An 18661-nucleotide genomic window follows, 5' to 3' on the forward strand; every position below is an offset into this window, starting at 1 on the left:
GGTGTAGATGGACGTGGTGCTGGCGTGCTCGTGACCGACCTGTTCCTGGACGAAGCGGGGATCCCAGCCGTCCTCGATCAGGTGGGTGACGTAGGACCTTCGGAAGGAGTGGTAGTCCAGCCCGTCGTCCAGGCCCAGGGCCTTGCGGTAGGCGATGAAACGGGAGTTGATGCGCTGGCAGCCGATCCGCAGTCCGCGCTCGGACGGCCAAGCCGCGGGGTTGCCGTCGGTGCCCAGCAGCGGGCGGACCTCGGTGAACCACTCGTCCAGGACATCGGGGGTCCAGCCGAACACGGTCAGCACGCCGCGGCGCTTAGGCGGTGAGCCCTTTTTGGCCTTGCCGAACCGGACCTGGCAGCGGCCGAACTCGCCGTACTCGGCGCCGTGCGGGTTGCGGCCGAAGTCGGCGGCGTCGAGCATCCGCGTCTCGTTGCGCCGCAGCCCGTAGGCGTAGGCGGTCTTGAACAGGGTGGCGTCGCGGAACGCAGGCAGCCAGCCCTTGCGGCCGAAGGCCCTGATCCGGGCAACCTCGTCGTCGCAGTGCTCGAAGAACGCGTGCAGCTCGGCCTTGGTGAACGCCCGCTTCTTCGCGTCGGCCTCGTTGTCCTGGACGTGCACCGCGGTGTTCCACTCGTGAACGACCTGGACCGGATGGGTGCCGAACCGTTCCTCGCACGTGGCCGCCCAGTCGTAGAGCGGGTCGGTGACGAAGTGGCAGAACGCCCGGACCGCCTCCGAGTAGGACCGGATCGTGGAACGGCGCAAGTCCCGCAGCGAACGCAGGTCACCGAGCCACTCGTCGACCATCGCCGGCGTCCAGTGCCACGGGTAGTTGTTCACGTACGCGGCGAACGCCTTGACCGTGTTCTCCCGGCCCTCGACTGTCGTCCGGGCCAGATTCCGCGCGAGCTGCTGGTTCGCGAATCCGGTCAGCATCGCGGTGAAGACCTGTTCCTCCGGCCGCAGCAGCGCGACTCCGTCCACCAGGTGCAGCCGTGCCGCACCTGGGATCGACCCGTTGAACCCCACCGGTCCACCACCCTCCGTCACTCGCGTCGTATGCGAGAAAACCGCATCTGATGCGAGTCGACGGACAAACCGCAGGTCAGTCAGCCGGACGAGTGACACCAGCTGGCGTCGCCCTCACGTCCGTCGCTACCGTCGCCACCAGCAGGCCGGGCCAACTTCCATGGTCAGCACGCAGGTGGACGCCGTTGGCCACGACGATTCGCGAACCGTCGCGAGTTCGCATCGGATGCAATCGGCGGCGCTTGGAACATTGGTACAGCGGCTATCGGTGAGATTGATCTTGAGGAGCGCCGCAGGTCAGCGGCCTCTCAGAAACCCGTCGCAGAGCGCAGCGGTTGTGAGAGGACTTCTGCGACGCGCGACCTGGGCGAACGCTTCGGCACCGGGGCGGTGGTGCCGTCTCTCTCAACTGGTCGTTTGTGAGAGACCCCAACCGGAACCGCCGCTACCGTTACTGGCTGCTCCGATGTTCCCCACGGCCGTTCAAGAGCAGCCCTGCGGCGCCGGTACGGCCACGTGGTGGTGTCGGTGCCCTCCAGTCGCAGCACGTCGAAGGCCACGTAATGGGCGGGCCACTGCTCGGCGAGCCGAGCCGCGCCGGCGCCTCGCCGCTGGAGGCGGCCCTGGAGCCGCTCGAAGGCGAGCCTGCCGGATTCCCATACGACTACCTCCCCGTCCAGGGCCGTCGCGTCGGGGAGCTGGAGCGCACCGGAGTGCAGCTCAGGGAAGCCGGGGACGAGGTCCGCGCCCCTGCGTGAGCGCAGTACCAGGCGCCCGGCGTCCCAGGACAGAAGCGCTCGCCATCCGTCCCACTTGACCTCTCCCGCCCACCCGTCGGGCAGTGCCGGGTCTGCTACGGGTTCCGCGAGCATTGGCTCTGGCAGCATCCACACAGGTGAGGCCTTCCACGCGAGCCCTCAGCCCTCCACATAGCCCAGAGCGGTGTCGGGACGGCAGTGGGTGCAGGCTTCCACTCCCTCGGCGAGTGCCCGCAGGGCTGCGTCCCGGGAGATGCCTGTCGCCCTCTTACCTGCGTTGTAGCAGTCCCCGACGTGGACATAGAGGGGCGGTGCGTGCCTGTTCAAGCCTCGTTCGAGCAGCCAGTCCGGCTCGGGCGGCCGCGCCTGAGCGCCGCGCTGCCGTTCGGCCTCGCGGCGTTCCTCCTCGGCAATCCAGCGCTGCGTGCGCGCCAGGTCCCGCTGCTGCACCCTCTCCAGGAACCGGAGCTGCACGAGACGCGACGAAGCCGTATCGCTCATACGTTCGATACTAGAAGGTGCTGGCCACATGGCTAAGCAGGGGGCGACCGCCTGATCTCTCGCAGCGAAGGTTGAGCGTTCTCACCGAAGGTTGTAGCAACAACCAGCCCAAGATCCGGCCGAAGAACGCATCGTGGCTGGGGGCAGTACGCCATCCTGAGTGCTATGCAAAGCATCGAGACGGCTCAGCGTCGGCTTGCGGCTCGGGAAGCGTCGTTGGCCAAAGCCCGGGAGCGGCTGGCACACAGCCGGCCAGGGACTCCCGCCCACCGCCGTGCCAGTTTGGACATTGAGCAGTTGGAGCGCGCGGTGCGCAGCCGACAGGCTCATTTGGCTGAGCTCACTGCGACGGCAGACGGCTAACCGAGCGCAAGGACACGCGCAGACTTCGGTGAGAACGCTCAACCTTCGCTGCGACAGGTCACCGCCCCCTGGCTTACGCCCCAGCGGATAGCGCCGCCTGCGCCACGGGCCGACCTCGCTCACAGCCCCGGCTCCTTGGGATAGACAGGAACGTCGTACCCCCGGTCGCGCAGCCACTCACGTGTGACAACGGCGCGATATCGAATGGTGACGTGCTGGTCGGCATCATCAACCTTCCCGGAGTGCATGACCAGCTTGTCGGCGTCCTCCATCGCCCGGGCTGGTGCCATCTCAGGCACCAGCCGCAAGGTAGCCCGGCAGGCGCTTCGTCAGTGCTGAGGAGCGTGCAGTAGAGAGTCGGGCAGGTAAGCGGACCGGACGCCCAGTTGCCATCCGTGGGCGAGGGAGGCGAGTGCGGCCACCGCGGCGGTCCTGACCGGCAGCAGCGTGCGGGGATCCGGGTCGGTGCCGACGCCCGCGCGGTGCTCCAGGAGCCGTTCGGCAAGGGCCTGTTCGAAGGCGGACTGGTCGTCGTCGAGCAGGACGCGCAGCAGCCGCTGGTCCGGGTCCAGTGCGCCGGCCGCGTCGAGCCGTTCGGCGGCGCGGGCCCGCGCGTCGGTGTCGGGCTTGTCCAGCGGGACGGGCCCGGACACGGCGCCGGGATACTGCCCCTGCTCGATGGTGAGGTAGGCGCACAACGCGTCCATTTCGGCGAGGTCAGCCCGGGTCGATACCGACTCCCGTTTCGAGTAGGGCACCCCGTCGCGGATGGCCGGAGCGTAGTCCCCATGCAGCATGGGCCCGATGACCCGGCCGTGCTCCCACACGAGGCCGCTGATCACGCACAGGGCGAACACCTGAACCCACGTCTGTGCGGTGGTTGCCGGGGACGCCGGTTCCCAGCCCTCTTCGTAGTGCATCTCTTCACTGGTGAGCGTCTCATCGACGAGGGGAAGGGGGATGTCCCAGTCACCGTCGGGGAAGCAGCCCAGGGTCAGCTCCCCGAGGGCACACTCCGCCGCAGTGAGCAGTACCTCACGCGATCTCGGCGTCTCCAGTGCGGGATCTTCCAGGGTGTGGGCAGCGGTGAGGCCAAGAAGGTCTGCGCCCATCTCCCGCAGCCCCTGCCGGAGAGGACGGCCGCCGTGGCGCATGTCGGACCAGTGGCCGATAGCCTGGCGGATCCCGCGCTGGAGGGTGTCCTGTATACGCTCGTCGGCCACGTCGTGGCGTATCACGTCCTTGATCGTCATCCCGCCATCCTGCCAGCGGGCACTGACAGCACGAAGGCGGCCATAGCGCGGGCGTCCCGTCTCATTCGATCTTGCCGCCATGTGGACGACGAGCGGACCGGCGTTCTGGGATTCGTACGGTGCACCGGATCGCTCGTCCGCAGCCGTGTGGCGGGCGCGGGTCTACGAGGCTCGGCACTTGGGCGCGATCCGCCTTGAGCGCCACCGGCTAGCCAAGGCGGAGGAGGTCCGCGAGAGCTACGGAGCCATGGCCGAGGTGCTCGCCGGGCTGGCCTGGCTGACGCCTTCTGGAGTCGGCTTGCCGGGGCCGTGCGGCGTCAGCGAAGAACGGCAGGCTCTCGCGGGACGCCCTTAACGAGGACGTCGGCCACCACATCGGCGAGGCCGAGCGGGTAGACCGTCTCCGCGGTGGATCGGAGCTCATCCAGCGACCACCAGCGGCTGGCCCGATGGCGAACTTCGTGGCGAGGGTGAACCGGTCGCGCCGCGTGCGCAGCAACCCGAGGATCTCCTCGGACTCGGCGGCCTGATAGCTCTCGGCGGTGTCGATGAACGTGCCGCCCGCGTCGGCGAACCGGTCGAGCACCCGGGCGCTCTCGCCGAGGTCGCTGCCGGTGCCCCACGGGAGCTGTTCGCGCAAGACGGCATTCACGCCACCGGCACCGCCCGCCTCACCGGCGTGGCGCACGTGTCCACCCGCACCCTCTACCAGCACTTCCCCAGCAAGGACGCCATCGTCGCCGCGCGACCGCGAAGCTGTGGTGGTGGCAGCGGCGCCGACCTCGCCGACGCCTCCGCCCCGTCACGAACGGGGCGGATGATCCTGCGCGCCGCCTCCCAGACGTCGACGAGCTGAGGCGGGCCCGAACGCCGTCCCGGTCAGTAGGCGGCCAGCAAGATGGCGGTGTAGTGCGCCGAAAAAGCCGCCACGGTCAGCGCGTGGAACACCTCGTGGAACCCGAACCAGCGGGGTGAGGGGTCGGGCCGCTGCAGGGCGTAGACGACCGCGCCCACGCTGTACAGGAGACCGCCGACGACGATCAGGACGACTACGGCTGCTCCGCCGGTGTGCAGGAAGTCGGGAAGGTAGCTCACCGGCGCCCAGCCAAGGGCCAGGTAACACGGGGTGTACAGCCAGCGCGGAGCTCCGACCCACAGGACCCGGAAAGCGATGCCGGCCGACGCGCCCGCCCACACGATCCACAGCAGCGGTGACCGCTGGTCCGGCGGGAGGAGGAGTACGGCCAGAGGGGTGCAGGTTCCGGCGATGATCAGGAATATGTTCGCGTGGTCCAGACGCCGTAGGAGAGCCTCGCCGAGCGGCCCCCAGGTGCCGCGGTGGTAGACGGCGCTCGTCGCGAACAGCAGCCAGGCGGTGACGGAGTACACGGCGCAGGCCAGGACCGCCTGCGGAGTGCGGGCCAGGCAGATGAGTACGACGCCCGCGATCAACGCGGCGGGAACCATTCCGGCATGGAGCCAGCCACGCAACCTCGGCTTGATCGGTTCGGCCAGGTCGGCCGCCCGCTCCACGAGAGCGGCGACCGGGTGGGCCTTCTCCCCTGCAGGGTCGCCTTGTGATCCGCCGGGCGGCCCGTCTTCACGGCGCTCTCCACGCTGCGAGGCGACGTTACCGTGTTCGACCTCAGCCGCGTCTCGGGCCGATGACCCTCTTCCTTCCCCGGGCGCCTGGGCGTCGCTGTCAACCATGCGGTCATGCTAAAAGCTCTCGCTCCGACAGCATGCGGCGAGGTCGGTCCGGCCCCACGTATCCGCCGCCCTGGCCCGGCAGTTCCGCTCGGCCGTCGCTGAGATGACCCGGCCCCAGCGTGTCGCAGCCGGGGAGACGATCGGTCAAGTCTTCGCCGAGTCCGACCACTTGCACGATCTGAAGACGCAGGTCATCGGAGAGTCGTGGCTCAGAGATCTTCGGCGCGTCCCCTGATCGCTCACGGAAGCCCGAGGAGTCGATCGCGGAGCAGTGCGCGAAGACATCCCGGCGGCCCGAGTGTGCGGCGCCCGCCGACGCCGGCGGGCCCGCTCATCTCACGCTGCTGCCGTCGGGTTCGCCGATTCGGCGGTACGCCGGTATTCGGCGTTGATGCGCTGGGCTTCCGCGAGCTGGTCTTCGAGGATGACGATCCGGCAGGCGGCCTCGATGGGGGTGCCCCGGTCGACGAGTTCCCGAGCGCGGGCGGCGATGCGCAACTGGTAGCGGGAGTAGCGGCGGTGGCCGCCCGCGGAGCGCAGTGGGGTGATGAGGCGGGCTTCGCCTATGGCGCGGAGGAAGCCCTGGGTGGTGCCGAGCATCTCGGCCGCCCGGCCCATGGTGTAGGCGGGGTAGTCGTCGTCATCGAGACGGCTGAACGAGTCGTCTGCTGTCATCGCACCTCTCTGGAACGCGTGGAGGGGCCCTGGTGCCGTACAGCACCAGGGCCCCGAAGGAACTGCTACACCATCCGCCGGCCCTGATACTCCGCCGGCTCTCTGTTTCCGCAGACCCGACCTGAATGCCGTCGGGGGTGCGGGGATCGCGGTTGCTCGACCGGAGACCACCTCACTATCGATGTCCTGCGGTACCCGGGTCCAAGAATTCCTCCCGGGCGATCCTGATGGCGCTGGGCTCCTCCGTTCTTCCCTCTTGATCAACTACTCACTGACGGGAACTGCGTGTTGCTGAACTGCGAACTGCTGTGTTGCGAACTGCTGGTAATGCCAACTGCTGGTGACCTCGAAACAGCGCCACCCTTCGGCAGCCAGCCCCGTCGCCCGTCCTGCGTCTGCCCTGGCTTGGAACCCCACTGCCGAACTTCCCGGTACGCGCGCCCGCAGCCGACGCCTTTACCGAGGCACTGCTCACTGACTTCACTGCCGGGTACTGCGAACTTCACTTGCGGGTACTGACACTGCATACTGCGGCACTGCTTGCGGCGGCCCCTGATCACTGCGGGCCACCCGGTGCGGTCGTCAGTCCCGTCGCCGTCCTGCGACCGCTCTGGCTTCGGAACTCCACCACCGCACCGTCCTGCGAACGGCAACTGCGTGTACTGCTGCCCGGCAGTTCATCTCTGCCGGGCTCGCTCGATCTCGGCTACGAGAGAAACCATAACCACACCACCACCCAATGTCTACTCCGGCGAGTACAGATTTCCATGCGCTCAAAGATGAGGTAACCCGATGCGAGCCGAGCGGGTGATGCCCTCCGCCACCGGCTGCTGGTTGCCGTCCGGGGTGCCGGCCCCCGTTCAGTGACCCTGTGCGTGCGCCTCCCCCACGTCCTTGCGGGTCACGGCCAGGTGGACGACCAGGCCGAGGATGACGGCCAGGAAGAGCCCGCTGGTGACGACGGTGCCGAACCCGAGGCCGCCGTCGCCGGTCGGCTGGGAGAGGTAGTCGCCGATCGAGGCCCCCAGGGGGCGGGTGAGGATGTAGGCGATCCAGAAGCTCCACACCGCGTCCAGGCCCAGCGCGAAGTGCGCGATCGCCACGGCGGCGATGGCCAGGGCGAACAGGACCGCCGCGAGCCAGTAGCCCAGGTCCATGCGCTCGGAGACCAGGTCGCCGCTCGCCGTCCCGAGGGCGAAGGTGAACAGCACGGCCAGCCAGTAGTACGCCTCGCGGCTGGTGGTGTCGATGCTGTGGATGGACAGGGTGCGCTCGCGCCGGTACCAGATGACGAACACGACGGCGAGGAGGACGGCGAACACGGCGGTGGTCACCTCCAGCGGCACACCCATGTTGTCGGTGAGGTTGTCGCTGATCAGGGTGCCGACGACGCTGATGAGGGCGACGGCGAGCCAGTACACGCCCGCGCGGTACGCCGTGGTGCGGAACTGGACGACGAGGACCACCGCGAGCAGCGCGCTCATGACCACGGACACGCCGGTCAGGCCCAGGCCGGCTTTCTCGTTCAGCAGGTCGGCCGCGGTCTCGCCGACCGTCGTGCACAGCACCTTGATGATCCAGAAGTAGGCGGTGACCTCGGGGACCTTGTTCCAGCGCAGACGGCGTGAGGGGTGAGCGGAGGCGCTCGTGCCCGGTTCGGCCTCGGGAGTCTCGGAGAGCTCATAGGTCATGGGCAGGACGTTGCCAGCGGTTACCTGAACGCATCCTGACTGCCGCGCGGCTTTCCCCGCCCGCCGGGCCCGGCCCGATCACGATGGGGCCATGCACACTCGCGCCGCGTCCTGGCTGCGGCACCGGCTCGGCCGTGTCATCGTCCTCGCCTACGCCTTCGCCCTGATCCTGCCCGGACCCGGCCTGTGGCTGCGCCACCCCCATCCCTTGCCGCCGACGCACCTGACGCTGCGCACCGCACCGTTCCTGCTGTCCCTGGTGCTGTTCTCGGCGGGGCTCCGGGTGCCCGTCCGCGCGCTGGGCGGCCTGCTGAGGCATCCGAAGGCGCTGCTCGCCGGGCTCGTGCTGCACCTGGCGATCCCCCTGGCGGTGGTGCCGCTCGTCGCGTTCCTGCTGCGACGCACCCCCGACACCGACGGCGGCAGCGGGCTGCTCACCGCGATGATCCTCGTCGTGGCGATGCCCGTCGCCGCCGGGGCCACCGTGTGGACCGACAAGGGCGACGGCGACCAGCCGACGATGGTGGGCCTCGTCCTGGCCTCCACCCTCCTCAGCCCGCTCACCACTCCCCTGCTGCTGGCAACGCTGTCGCCGCTGCTCAGCGGCGGCTACGCGCCCACCCTCGCCGCCACCGGCCGACTGGCCCAGGGCGGATTCGCCCTCACCGCCGTGGTCCTTCCCTGTGCGGCGGGCATGCTGAGCGCGCTCGTCCTGCCGGAGCGGTGGCTGGGCCGTCTCGTCACGACGGCGGCGCCGGCGGCCATGGCCGGCTCGCTGGTCCTGACCTACGTCAACGCCAGCGGCGCCCTCGGATCCGTGGTCGCCCGGCCACGCCCGCTGCTGTTCGCCGCGGCTCTGGCCGTGGCCGCCCTGGTCTGCCTGCTCTCCTTCGTCCTGGGCCGGGTCGCCGCGCGCGCTCTGCGGCTGGAGGCGGGTACCGCATCGTCGCTCACGCTCGCCTGCGGCATGAACAACAGCAGCGCGAGCGCGGTGCTGATCACCGCGTCCCTGCCCGACAAGCCTCACCTGCTGCTGCCGGTCCTGGCCTACGGGCTGCTGCAGAAGACCGCCGCGAGCCGGATCGTCACCCGCCTCCGATCCGCTCCCGCGCCCACGGCAGACGCCTGAACGGTCTTCAGTAACCGCCTTCGGAGTCGGTTTCCTCCTGGCGTACGGGGACGAGCAGGGTGAAGGCGGTGGGGCGGCGGCCGGTCAGGGAGAGCCTCCCGCCGAGGGAGACGGCCAGGTCGCGGGCGAGGGACAGCCCGATGCCGGAGCCCGGTTCCGCGCCGGTGTGACCGCGGTCGAACAGCAGTGGCGCCTCGCCGCCCACCGCGCCCTCGTCGGTGACGTCGAAGGCGACGGCTTCGCCGAGGTCGCGGGCCATGAGGCGTACGGTGCCGTGCCCGTGGACACGGGCGTTGTCCAGCAGGACGCCGAGGATCTCGGTGACGGGGACGCCCGGGACGCGAACATCGTCCGCCACCCCAAGGGCCCCTGCCTCCAGGCGTCTGCCGTCGCGGGCGAACATTCCGTGCCAGCGCGCCTCGATCTCGCGCAGCAGCCGTGGCACGGAGGCGTCCGGCGCGGGCCGGCGCGCCAGACCGCGGGAGCGGGACAGGCGCAGCACCTCCTCCACCGTGCCGTGCAGGCGGCGTGTGGTGGCCAGGGCCTCCTCCAGGGCGGCCCGCGTCCGAGCGTCGTCGTCCTGGGCGAGCCCCGACTCCAGGGTGAGCTGGAGCCCGGTCAGCGGAGTGCGCAGCTGGTGGGAGGCGTTGGCGGTGAAGTCCCTTTCGTGGCGCAGGAGTTCGGTCAGGCTGTGCAGCATCTCGTTGTGGGTGCGCGCGACCTGGTCGATCTCGGCGACGCTGCTGGGGGCGGCCCGGGCGCTCAGGTCACCCGCGGTGACAGCCTGACAGTGCCGGGAGAGGTCCTCCAGCGGCACCGCCAGCACCCGCGCCTGATGGCGGGCGACGAGGACGGCCACCGTCAGCGCGAGGGCGCAGCCCCCCGCGAGGACCGCCCAGACGAGCAGGACGCGGTCACGTACGGCGGATGCCGGTGAGGAGGCCCGGACGACGCCGATCACCCGCTCGGCGTGCGAGACGGGCACGGCGACGACCAGGTCACCGCCCGACCGGCCGCGCATCACCTCCGCGGCCAGTGCCCGTCGCACGACGCTGTCGCCGGGACGGGGCCCGGTGCCGGCCCGCAGCCGCTGCCCGGGGTCGTACAGTCCGAGGCGTCCGCCGGCCGGTGGCGCGGGCAGTTCCACGGGGTCGCCGGTCGTGTAGTCCGGGCTGACGCGTACGGCGCCGGACAGGGCCGCCCGTTCCAGGGTGTCGCGCTGGTCGGCGTACAGGGACGACCTGATCGCCAGGGCCAGCGGGACGGCGAGGAGGACGACGGCGACCAGGGCGGCGGTGAGGGCGACTCGCACCACGCGCTGTCTCATGCCCCCCATCTTGCGGGCCCCCGACCGGCCCGGACGGGGTGCGCCACGCGCTTTTGCCGTCGCCTAACCGTCGGCGTGCGGGGCGTTAACCGGCGGCCTCCTAGCGTCGGTGGCGTGGCCGGAAGGCGGTTCCCCGGCAGTTCCCCGGCAGTTCCCCGGCAGTTCCTCGGGAGGGCAGTGAGCATGTCGTACACACGTACTTCCGCCGGCGTCGTCGTAGTGACGGTGGTCGCCGCGGTGATCGCGGGGTGTTCCGGATCGTCGTCCGGGATACAGTCCGGCTCGGGTTCCGCGGTGTCGTCCGCGTCGCCGGCGCAGCCGAGCCCCGCACCCACCGAGTCGAACCCGCCCGGTGACATCCCCGACAACCAGGTGTATGTGACCTACCGGCCCACCAGCGGCTTCACCGGGTTCACGGTGAAGGTGCCGGAGGGCTGGGCCCGCACCGACAAGGGCGCCACGACCGTGTTCACCGACAAGCTGAACAGCGTCAGGATCACGACGGCCGCCGCCTCCGCCGCGCCGACCTTCGCCTCGGTCACGAACACCGTCGTACCCCAACTGCGCACCCAGGTGCCGAATTTCGCGTCCCCGAAGGTCACGCGGGTGACCCGTCACGCGGGGCAGGTCGTCCTTCTCACCTATCAGGGCGACTCGGCCAAGGATCCGGTCACCGGCAAGGTGGTGCGGGACGCGTTCGAGCGGTACGCCTTCTACCGTCAGGGCCACGAGGTGGACCTGACGCTGTCCGGACCGGTGAACGCCGACAACGTCGATCCGTGGCGGACCGTCAGCGACTCGTTCGCGTGGCGGTGAGTGCGATGCCCATGGGTACGTCGCACGACGACGTGGTGCTGGCCGCCCGGGAGCTGTACCGCTTCTACCGGGCGGGCGAGGAGGAGACGCTCGCGTTGCGCGGGGTGTCGCTGCGGGTGCGGCGGGGGGAGACGGTCGCCGTCGTCGGCCCGTCGGGGGCGGGCAAGTCGACCCTGCTGGCGTGCCTGGCCGGTCTCGACGAGCCGTCGGGCGGCGAGGTCCGGGTGTCGGGGGTGCGGATCAGCCACCGGCCCGAGACCGAGCGCTCCCGGCTGCGTGCCCGGCATCTGGGCGTGCTCCTTCAGTCGCGCAACCTGCTGCCGCATCTGTCCGTGCGCGACAACATCCGACTCGCCCAGCACGCGGTGCGCGGCCGGCCAGCCGTACGGGCCCCGGCGCTGCTGGAGCAGGTGGGGCTCGGGCAGCGGGCGGGCGCGCTGCCGCGGCAGTTGTCCGGCGGTGAGCTGGCGCGCGCCGGACTGGCCGTCGCGCTGGCCAACTCCCCGGCCGTGCTGCTGGCCGACGAGCCTACCGGCGAACTCGACGGCGGCACCGAGGAGTTGGTGCTGCGGATGCTGCGGGACCGGGCGGCTGACGGCTGCGCGGTGCTGATCGTGACGCACAGCGCGGAGGCGGTGCGGGGCGCCGACCGGGTGATCGCACTGGACGACGGGCGGGCCCACGAGGGACACGAAGGAACCGCTCACGCGAAGGAGCCCGGTCATGTCTTCCGCTGACCTGCTCGTCTCCTGCCGGGGCGTCGCGCTCACCTTCGGCCGGGGCCCCGCCGCCGTGGTGGCCGTGCACGGCGCCGACCTGGACGTCCGCTCCGGCGACCGGCTGGCGGTCGTGGGCCCGTCCGGGTCGGGGAAGTCGTCCCTGCTGCATCTGCTGGCCGGGCTGGAACGCCCCACCAGCGGAACGATCGACCGGCCCGGACTCGACGGGCCGCGGGACATCGGTCTCGTCTTCCAGGCCGACAGCCTGATCCCCGCCCTGGACGTCACCGAGAACACCGCGCTGCCGCTGATGCTCGCCGGACGGCGGGTGGAGGAGACCACCCGCCCGGTCGCCGAGGCGCTCGACGTGGTCGGCGCGGCCGGGCTGGCCGACCGGCTGCCCGACGAGATCTCCGGGGGTCAGGCCCAGCGGGTGGCCGTGGCCCGCGTCCTGGCGCAGGCGCCCCGGCTGATCCTCGCCGACGAGCCCACCGGCCGCCTCGACCACACCACCGGCGCCCGCGTCCTGGACGCCCTGCTCGCGGCGGCCGACCGGACGGGCGCGGCCCTCGTCGTCACCACCCACGACCCGGCCGTGGCCGCCCGGCTCACCGTCCGCCGGATCATGCGCGACGGCCGGTTGCTCGCACCCGAGCCAGCCGACGCGCCGGACCCACGAGGGAGCCTGTCATGATCACCGCCTGGGCGGGCGGACTCGCACGCCACCGCATCGGACGGCTCCTCGCCGCCGTCGCCGGGATCGCCCTCGCCGTCGGCCTGGTCGCCGCGCTCGGTTCCTTCCTCACCGCGTCCAAGGCGACCATGACCCAGCGGGCGGTCCGCTCGGTCGCCGTGGACTGGCAGGTCGAGGTACAGCCCGGCGCCGACCCGAACGCCGTCCGGGCGCTGGTGCGGGCCACACCCGGCACACAGGCCGCGCTGCCCGTCGGCTTCGCCCGCACCACCGGCTTCACCGCCACCGTGCAGGGCAGCACCCAGACGACCGGCCCCGGCGTCGCGCTCGGCCTCCCGGCCGACTACCGCAGCCGCTTCCCCGACGAGCTGCGCACGCTCTCCGGCTCCGGCACCGGCGTCCTGCTCGCCCAGCAGACCGCCTCCAACCTCCACGCGGCCCCCGGCGACACCATCGGCGTACGGCTGCCGGGCGCCGGGCTGCGCCAGGTGCGGGTGGACGGCGTGGTCGACCTGCCCCAGGCCGACTCGCTGTTCCAGAAGGTCGGCGCGCCCACGCAGTCGCAGCCGGCCGCTCCGCCGGACAACGTCGTCCTGCTGCCCGCCGCGCGGTTCGCCTCCCTCACCCGGGGAGCCACCGACGTCACCACGCAGATCCACGTGGCCCGTGACGCGAAGCTGCCGTCCGACCCGGCCGCCGCCTTCTCCTCGGTGACCGGCGCCGCCCACAACCTGGAGGCCAGGTCGGCGGGCACCGCGCTGGTCGGGAACAATCTCGGCGCCGCGCTCGACTCCGCCCGCCAAGACGCCCTCTACGCCCAGATCCTCTTCCTCTTCCTCGGTGTCCCCGGCGCCGTCCTGGCCGCCGCCCTGACCGCGGCGGTCGCCTCGGCCGGCGGCGAACGGCGCCGCCGGGAGCAGGGCCTGCTGCGGCTGCGCGGGCTGCGGCCCCGTCAGATCACCGCGCTCGCGGGCCTGGAGGCCGCGCTGGTGGGGGTGGCCGGCGGCCTCGCGGGTCTCGGGCTCGCCGCGCTGACCGGCCGTATCGCCTTCGGCTCCGCCTCCTTCGGGGCGAGCGCGGGCGCCTGGGCGCTCTGGTACGCCATCGCTTTCGTCCTCGGCGTGGCCGTGGCCGCCGGGGCGGTGCTCGTGCCCGCCCTGCGGGATCTGCGCACGGTGACCGTCGCGGACACCAGGAAGGAGCCGGGCGGATCCCGTTCACCCTGGTGGCTGCGGTACGGCCTGGACTTCGCGCTGCTGATCGGCTCGCTGCTGGTCTTCCGCGCCTCCTCCGGCAACCAGTACGCCCTGGTCCTCGCTCCGGAGGGCGTGCCCAGCGTCTCCGTCTCCTACTGGGCGTTCCTCGGGCCTGCCCTGCTGTGGCTCGGCGCGGCGCTGCTGCTGTGGCGGCTGACCCTGCTGGCTCTCGCCCACGGCCGACGGGCGATGGCCCGCCTCGCCCGTCCGCTGACCGCGACCCTCGCCACGACCACGGCGGCCGTGCTGTCGCGCCGTCGGCGTCCGCTGGCCCGCTCGGTGGTGCTGCTCGCCCTCGCCGTGTCGTTCGCGATCTCCACGGCCGTCTTCAACTCCACCTACCGCCAGCAGTCCGAGGTCGACGCCCGCCTCACCAACGGCGCGGACGTCACCGTCACCGAACCGCCCGGCGCCCAGGTGCCGGCGAGCGCGGCGGGCAGACTGAAGGTCTCCGGCGTCCGGCACGTCGAGCCCCTCCAGCACCGCTACGCCTATGTCGGCGCGGACCTCCAGGACCTCTACGGCGTCCGGCCCGCCACCGTCGCGAAGGCGACCTCGCTCCAGGACGCCTACTTCGCGGGCGGCACCGCCGGTCAGCTGATGCGGCGGCTCACCCAGCACCCCGACAACCTGCTGGTCAGTGCGGAGACCGTGCACGACTTCCAGCTCTCCCCCGGCGACACCGTCAACCTCCGGGTCCAGGACGCCCGTACGAAGGCGCTGCGTACCGTGCCCTTCCACTACGCGGGGATCGTCAAGGAGTTCCCGACCGCGCCGAAGGACAGCTTCTTCGTCGCCAACGCGGCCTACGTGGCCAAGGCGACCGGCAGCGACGCGGTCGGCGCGTTCCTGCTCGACACGGGCGGCAGCCATCAGCAGCGGATCGCCGCACATCTGCGCGAGCAGCTCGGCACCGGCGCCACGGTCACCGACCTCACACAGACGCGCGGCACGGTCGGCACCAGCCTCACCTCCGTCGACCTGGCCGGGCTCACCCGCGTCGAACTCGCCTTCGCCGTCCTGCTGGCCGCCGGAGCCGGCGGCCTGGTCCTCGCCCTCGGACTCGCCGAGCGCCGCCGCACCTTCGCCGTCGCCACCGTCCTCGGCGCCCGCAGCGGCCAACTGCGCGGCATGGTCCTCACCGAGGCCCTGCTGCTGGCCGCCGGCGGGCTGGCCGGGGGCGCGCTCATCGGGTGGGCGCTGTCCGAGATGCTCGTGAAGGTCCTGACGGGCGTCTTCGATCCGCCGCCCGCGAGCCTGTCGGTGCCCGGCGGCTACCTGGCCCTGACCGCGGGCGCGGCCGTCGTCGCGGTACTGGGCGCCGCGCTGAACGGCATCCGCAGCGCCGGCCGGCCCGCCGTGGAGGAACTGCGTGATCTGTGAGCGGCCGGGAGCGGGCGCGCCGAGCGGCTCGCCCGCTCCTACGCTGTCCAGCATGCGCCCGCACGCGAACGCCGACCGCAGCCGCCATCGCATCCTCGTCGTCGAGGACGACGCCACCATCGGCCGCCATCTGGAGTCCGGCCTGCGCGGCAACGGCTACACGCCGACCTGGAGCCGGACGGGTTCCGCGGCCCTGGCCGAGGCCGCTCGCACCCCGTACGACGTGCTGCTGCTCGACCTGGGGCTCCCCGACATGGACGGTCTGGACGTCGCCCGCACCCTGCGAGCCCGCCACCCGGACCTGCTGATCGTCGTCCTGACCGCCCGCACCGACGACATCGACGTCATCGCCGGGCTGGACGCGGGGGCCGACGACTACCTCGTCAAGCCGTTCAGCCTGACCGTGCTGCTGGCCCGGCTCCGTGCCCATCTGCGCCGCCGGGTCGTCGCCACGCCGCCGCAGGAGCCCGTCCGGCTGGCCGACCTCGTCCTGGACGCCGTGGCCCGCCGGTGCACGCTGCACGACCAGGACGTCGAACTGCGTCCCAAGGAGTTCGACCTGCTCGCCGTCCTGACCCGGCATGCGGGGGAGGCGGTGTCCCGGGAGTCGCTGATGGCGGAGGTCTGGGACGAGAACTGGTTCGGCTCGACCAAGACCCTCGACGTCACCATGGCCGGCCTGCGCCGCCGCCTCGCGCAGGCCGCCGCCACCTCGGCCCGCCCCAGCAGCCTGCCCCGCATCACCACCCTGCGGGGGCACGGCTACCGCCTGGAACACTGACGGGCTGACCCACCTGCACGGCGCACGCCGCACCCGGTACGCCCGTGGCACGCGGGCATCCGAGGCGGATCCTCAGTGCACGATCCGGTAGCGGTGTTCGGGCCGGCCGGTGGCTCCGTAGCGGAGTTCGAGCCGGACCATGCCCTCTCGTACGAGGTAGGAGAGGTACCGCTGGGCCGTGGCGCGGGAGACGCCGGTGAGTTCGGCGGCCTGGGCCGCGGACAGGGCGTCCTGGGCCGTGCGCAGGACCTGGTGCAGGAGGGCGAGGGTCGGCGCGGAGTGGCCCTTGGCCGGGACCCGGGGGACGGCCGGTGGCCGGGCGGCGCTGAAGAGGGCGTCCACGTCGGCCTGGTCGGTTCGGGGCGCCAGCCCGAGGGCGTCCACGCGGTGCTGGAGTTCGCGGTAGGCGGTGAGCCGCTCGGCCAGGTCGGCGGCGCCGAACGGCTTGACCAGGTATCCCACGGCACCGAGCTTCATGGCGGTCCGTACCGAGGTGATGTCCCGGTCGGCGGTGATCATGATCGCGTCGGGGCGGGCGCCGCCGTCTTCCGCGCTGAGCTGTCGCAGCACGTCGAGTCCGCTGCCGTCCGGCAGGAAGACGTCGAGCAGCAGCAGGTCGGGGCGGAGGGTGCGCACCGCGTCCCTTGTCTCGGCCACGGTCGCCGCCCGGCCGGCCACCTCGAAGCCCTCGACGCGGGAGACGTAGTCGCAGTGGATGTGGCTGATGTGGAAGTCGTCGTCCACCACCAGGATCCGGATCATCCGCGGTCACCTCCTGACAGCGAGGTTGTCGTGAACGGTTCGTCTGCCGGGAGGGCGGTGGCGTCCGGCACCGGCAGCACGACGGTGAAGACCGCGCCCGGACCCTCGCTGGCCGTGATGGTGCCGCCGTGTCGCTGGGCCAGCCGGTGGACGAGGGCCAGACCGAGTCCGCGCCGGGCGGTGCCGCGGTCCGGCCGAGTGGACCAGCCGTCCTCGAAGATCGTTTCGGCGGCGCCAGGGGGAATCCCCGGGCCACTGTCCGAGACCCGGACGAACACCTGGTCGACGGCCTCGATCAGGGAAAGCCGCACCTCGCGGCTCCCCGGCGGGGGTGGTCCGCCGGCCGCCGCGTCGATCGCGTTGTCCAGCAGGTTGCCGACAATGGTCAGCAGCCGCCGCAGATGCGGCGGGTCCTCGCCGAGGGCGGAGTCGTCGCTGAGCGTCACCTGCACCCCGCGTTCCGCGGCCACCGTGGTCTTGGCGACGATCAGCCCCACGAGCAGCGCGTTGCCGATCCGTTCGCGTACGGACTCGGTCAGCGCCTGGTCGGCGCCGGCCGATTCGACGGCGTACTCGTAGGCGGCGTCGTGGTCGCCGATGTCCAGCAGCCCGGCCACGGTGTGCATGCGGTTGGTGAACTCGTGCTGCTGGGCGCGCAGGGCGTCGGTCAGTCCGCGCACCGAGTCCAGTTCGCGCAGCAGCCCGATCAGCTCGGTGCGGTCGCGTACGGTGACCACCGCGCCCAGTTCCCGGCCGTGCAGTGTCACCGGCATCCGGTTGACCACCAGGCAGTGGTCGTCGGTCAGCACGCTGAGGTCGGTGCCGGTCAGGGTGCCGTCCAGGGCGCGGCGCAGCCTCCCGTCGGGCAACACCTCCGCGAGCCTGCTGCCGAGCGCGGTGCCGAGGCCGAGCAGGGTGCGGGCCTCGTCGTTGACCACGGTGATCCTGCCGTCGGGATCGAAGGCGACCACGCCCTCCCGGATGCCGTGGAGCATGGCCTCGCGGTCCTGGAGCAGTCCGGCGATCTCCTCCAGCTCCAGCCCGAAAGTCGACCGCTTCAGCCGCCTGGCCAGCAGGAACGCGGCCGCCGAGCCGAGGGCGACGGCGCTCGCGGCATACAGGCCGAAGGTGGGCAGCTCCCGCCACAGCTCGCCGAGCACATCGCGTTCCGGGATACCGGCCGACACCTCGCCGACCAGCGTGCCCGTGGGCCCGTACAGAGGAGCCTTGCCGTTGGCGGACCGCCCGGTCGCGCCCTGGTCGGAGCCCACGTGGGGGCGGCCGTCCAGCACGGCGATCGGATCGCCCACCGGCTCGCCGATCAGCGCCGGGTCGGGGTGCGAGTGGCGGATGCCGTGCAGGTCGATCACGACCACGTACGACGCCCCCGACGCCTTGCGGATCCGTTCGGCGACGGTCTGCACGATGGCGTCGCGGCCCCCGTGCGCCACGGCCTGCCGGATCTGCGGCTCGGCGGCGGTGGTCTGCGCGATGTCCAGTGCCCGCTGCTCGTAGGCGCGGTCGATCTCGCCCCGCTGGGCGAACGCGAACAGTACAAAGCCGATGGCTCCGGTGAGAGTCAGGATGACCAGCTGGCTGGCCAGGATCCGCGCGGAGAGCCTCCCCTTCCCGCCGCGGCCGATCCGGATACGGATGGGCATCACAGGTGCCTTCGCCCTTGTCGTGCTGCCGGGGACGGCCCCTGCGCCGTACCCGTGGTGGCGTGATTGTGTCCCACCGAGAACGTTCTGCCCACCCCCCGGCCTGCTGAGCAGAACGCGCAGAACCCCTGTTAACACGACTATCGCGAGATA

Annotated in this window: 19 protein-coding genes; 7 read left to right on the forward strand and 12 right to left on the reverse strand. The window is 71.6% G+C overall.

From position 1 onward, the window contains the following. The 6 genes from Sri02f_RS39885 to Sri02f_RS39905 form a co-directional block, all read right to left on the reverse strand. A partial coding sequence (locus Sri02f_RS39885; protein ID WP_109006190.1) for a tyrosine-type recombinase/integrase occupies window positions 1–1029 on the reverse strand: 1029 nt, incomplete at its 3' end. A 308-nt stretch (window positions 1030–1337) separates the two neighbouring features. Continuing rightward, complete coding sequence (locus tag Sri02f_RS39890) at window positions 1338–1916, reverse strand: ATP-dependent DNA ligase (RefSeq protein ID WP_109006218.1); 579 nt, start codon at window positions 1914–1916, stop codon at window positions 1338–1340. A 30-nt stretch (window positions 1917–1946) separates the two neighbouring features. Next, the gene (locus tag Sri02f_RS39895) at window positions 1947–2288 is read right to left on the reverse strand and encodes a DUF6233 domain-containing protein (protein WP_167467709.1); all 342 of its coding nucleotides are present in this window, start codon (window positions 2286–2288) and stop codon (window positions 1947–1949) included. 482 nt (window positions 2289–2770) lie between these two features. After that, on the reverse strand, window positions 2771–2950 hold the full coding sequence (locus Sri02f_RS41545; protein ID WP_159106878.1) for a hypothetical protein: 180 nt from the start codon (window positions 2948–2950) through the stop codon (window positions 2771–2773). A 30-nt stretch (window positions 2951–2980) separates the two neighbouring features. Next, window positions 2981–3904 carry an Imm49 family immunity protein gene (locus tag Sri02f_RS39900; protein WP_109006191.1) on the reverse strand — a complete coding sequence of 308 codons (924 nt, stop codon included), beginning with the start codon at window positions 3902–3904 and terminating at the stop codon, window positions 2981–2983. 208 nt (window positions 3905–4112) lie between these two features. Continuing rightward, window positions 4113–4544 (reverse strand): aldo/keto reductase, encoded by a 432-nt coding sequence (locus Sri02f_RS39905; protein WP_218029937.1) that lies wholly within the window; start codon window positions 4542–4544, stop codon window positions 4113–4115. 39 nt (window positions 4545–4583) lie between these two features. Here Sri02f_RS39905 and Sri02f_RS43475 point away from each other — a divergent pair, with 39 nt between their 5' ends. After that, window positions 4584–4760, forward strand: a complete 177-nt coding sequence (locus Sri02f_RS43475) for a TetR family transcriptional regulator (protein ID WP_245971014.1) — start codon at window positions 4584–4586, stop codon at window positions 4758–4760. 23 nt (window positions 4761–4783) lie between these two features. Here Sri02f_RS43475 and trhA read toward each other — a convergent pair whose 3' ends face one another. From trhA to Sri02f_RS39925, 3 genes are all read right to left on the reverse strand, one after another. After that, window positions 4784–5614 (reverse strand): PAQR family membrane homeostasis protein TrhA, encoded by an 831-nt coding sequence (trhA, locus tag Sri02f_RS39915; protein WP_109006193.1) that lies wholly within the window; start codon window positions 5612–5614, stop codon window positions 4784–4786. 336 nt (window positions 5615–5950) lie between these two features. After that, window positions 5951–6289 carry a MerR family transcriptional regulator gene (locus tag Sri02f_RS39920; protein WP_109006194.1) on the reverse strand — a complete coding sequence of 113 codons (339 nt, stop codon included), beginning with the start codon at window positions 6287–6289 and terminating at the stop codon, window positions 5951–5953. Window positions 6290–7149: 860 nt separating this feature from the next. After that, window positions 7150–7980, reverse strand: coding sequence for a COG4705 family protein (locus Sri02f_RS39925; protein WP_109006195.1), 831 nt, complete (start codon window positions 7978–7980; stop codon window positions 7150–7152). A gap of 91 nt (window positions 7981–8071) precedes the next feature. Between Sri02f_RS39925 and Sri02f_RS39930 the strand changes: the two genes are divergently transcribed. Then, window positions 8072–9109, forward strand: a complete 1038-nt coding sequence (locus Sri02f_RS39930) for a bile acid:sodium symporter family protein (protein WP_109006196.1) — start codon at window positions 8072–8074, stop codon at window positions 9107–9109. Window positions 9110–9116: 7 nt separating this feature from the next. Here Sri02f_RS39930 and Sri02f_RS39935 read toward each other — a convergent pair whose 3' ends face one another. Further along, complete coding sequence (locus Sri02f_RS39935; protein WP_109006197.1) at window positions 9117–10436, reverse strand: sensor histidine kinase; 1320 nt, start codon at window positions 10434–10436, stop codon at window positions 9117–9119. Window positions 10437–10619: 183 nt separating this feature from the next. Here Sri02f_RS39935 and Sri02f_RS39940 point away from each other — a divergent pair, with 183 nt between their 5' ends. The 5 genes from Sri02f_RS39940 to Sri02f_RS39960 are packed head-to-tail and all read left to right on the forward strand — an operon-like array spanning window position 10620 to window position 16085. Further along, window positions 10620–11252 carry a hypothetical protein gene (locus Sri02f_RS39940; RefSeq protein WP_109006198.1) on the forward strand — a complete coding sequence of 211 codons (633 nt, stop codon included), beginning with the start codon at window positions 10620–10622 and terminating at the stop codon, window positions 11250–11252. An 11-nt stretch (window positions 11253–11263) separates the two neighbouring features. Next, window positions 11264–11989 (forward strand): ABC transporter ATP-binding protein, encoded by a 726-nt coding sequence (locus Sri02f_RS39945; protein WP_167467711.1) that lies wholly within the window; start codon window positions 11264–11266, stop codon window positions 11987–11989. After that, window positions 11976–12665, forward strand: a complete 690-nt coding sequence (locus tag Sri02f_RS39950; RefSeq protein WP_109006199.1) for an ABC transporter ATP-binding protein — start codon at window positions 11976–11978, stop codon at window positions 12663–12665. The genes Sri02f_RS39945 and Sri02f_RS39950 overlap by 14 nt, the downstream gene beginning before the upstream one ends. Continuing rightward, on the forward strand, window positions 12662–15304 hold the full coding sequence (locus Sri02f_RS39955; protein WP_109006200.1) for an FtsX-like permease family protein: 2643 nt from the start codon (window positions 12662–12664) through the stop codon (window positions 15302–15304). Before Sri02f_RS39950 ends, Sri02f_RS39955 begins: the two co-directional genes overlap by 4 nt. A 52-nt stretch (window positions 15305–15356) precedes the next feature. After that, the gene (locus Sri02f_RS39960) at window positions 15357–16085 is read left to right on the forward strand and encodes a response regulator transcription factor (protein ID WP_109006201.1); all 729 of its coding nucleotides are present in this window, start codon (window positions 15357–15359) and stop codon (window positions 16083–16085) included. Between the two features lie 72 nt (window positions 16086–16157). Here the strand turns inward: Sri02f_RS39960 and Sri02f_RS39965 are convergent, their stop codons facing one another. After that, window positions 16158–16847 carry a response regulator gene (locus Sri02f_RS39965; protein WP_109006202.1) on the reverse strand — a complete coding sequence of 230 codons (690 nt, stop codon included), beginning with the start codon at window positions 16845–16847 and terminating at the stop codon, window positions 16158–16160. Next, the gene (locus tag Sri02f_RS39970; protein ID WP_109006203.1) at window positions 16844–18508 is read right to left on the reverse strand and encodes an ATP-binding protein; all 1665 of its coding nucleotides are present in this window, start codon (window positions 18506–18508) and stop codon (window positions 16844–16846) included. The genes Sri02f_RS39965 and Sri02f_RS39970 overlap by 4 nt, the downstream gene beginning before the upstream one ends. Between the last annotated feature and the right edge of the window lie 153 nt (window positions 18509–18661).

This window comes from Streptomyces rishiriensis, assembly GCF_003112535.1.
Classification (GTDB): Bacteria; Actinomycetota; Actinomycetes; order Streptomycetales; family Streptomycetaceae; genus Streptomyces; species Streptomyces rishiriensis.

Coding starts and splice junctions, on each gene's coding strand:
- Sri02f_RS39890 (WP_109006218.1), bottom strand. CDS start 1,916: ATGCTGCCAGAGCCAATGCTCGCGGAACCCGTAGCAGACCCGGCACTG.
- Sri02f_RS39940 (WP_109006198.1), top strand. CDS start 10,620: ATGTCGTACACACGTACTTCCGCCGGCGTCGTCGTAGTGACGGTGGTC.
- Sri02f_RS39935 (WP_109006197.1), bottom strand. CDS start 10,436: ATGAGACAGCGCGTGGTGCGAGTCGCCCTCACCGCCGCCCTGGTCGCC.
- trhA (WP_109006193.1), bottom strand. CDS start 5,614: ATGGTTGACAGCGACGCCCAGGCGCCCGGGGAAGGAAGAGGGTCATCG.
- Sri02f_RS39895 (WP_167467709.1), bottom strand. CDS start 2,288: ATGAGCGATACGGCTTCGTCGCGTCTCGTGCAGCTCCGGTTCCTGGAG.
- Sri02f_RS39950 (WP_109006199.1), top strand. CDS start 11,976: ATGTCTTCCGCTGACCTGCTCGTCTCCTGCCGGGGCGTCGCGCTCACC.
- Sri02f_RS39965 (WP_109006202.1), bottom strand. CDS start 16,847: ATGATCCGGATCCTGGTGGTGGACGACGACTTCCACATCAGCCACATC.
- Sri02f_RS39920 (WP_109006194.1), bottom strand. CDS start 6,289: ATGACAGCAGACGACTCGTTCAGCCGTCTCGATGACGACGACTACCCC.
- Sri02f_RS39970 (WP_109006203.1), bottom strand. CDS start 18,508: ATGCCCATCCGTATCCGGATCGGCCGCGGCGGGAAGGGGAGGCTCTCC.
- Sri02f_RS39925 (WP_109006195.1), bottom strand. CDS start 7,980: ATGACCTATGAGCTCTCCGAGACTCCCGAGGCCGAACCGGGCACGAGC.
- Sri02f_RS39955 (WP_109006200.1), top strand. CDS start 12,662: ATGATCACCGCCTGGGCGGGCGGACTCGCACGCCACCGCATCGGACGG.
- Sri02f_RS39945 (WP_167467711.1), top strand. CDS start 11,264: ATGGGTACGTCGCACGACGACGTGGTGCTGGCCGCCCGGGAGCTGTAC.
- Sri02f_RS39900 (WP_109006191.1), bottom strand. CDS start 3,904: ATGACGATCAAGGACGTGATACGCCACGACGTGGCCGACGAGCGTATA.
- Sri02f_RS39960 (WP_109006201.1), top strand. CDS start 15,357: ATGCGCCCGCACGCGAACGCCGACCGCAGCCGCCATCGCATCCTCGTC.
- Sri02f_RS39930 (WP_109006196.1), top strand. CDS start 8,072: ATGCACACTCGCGCCGCGTCCTGGCTGCGGCACCGGCTCGGCCGTGTC.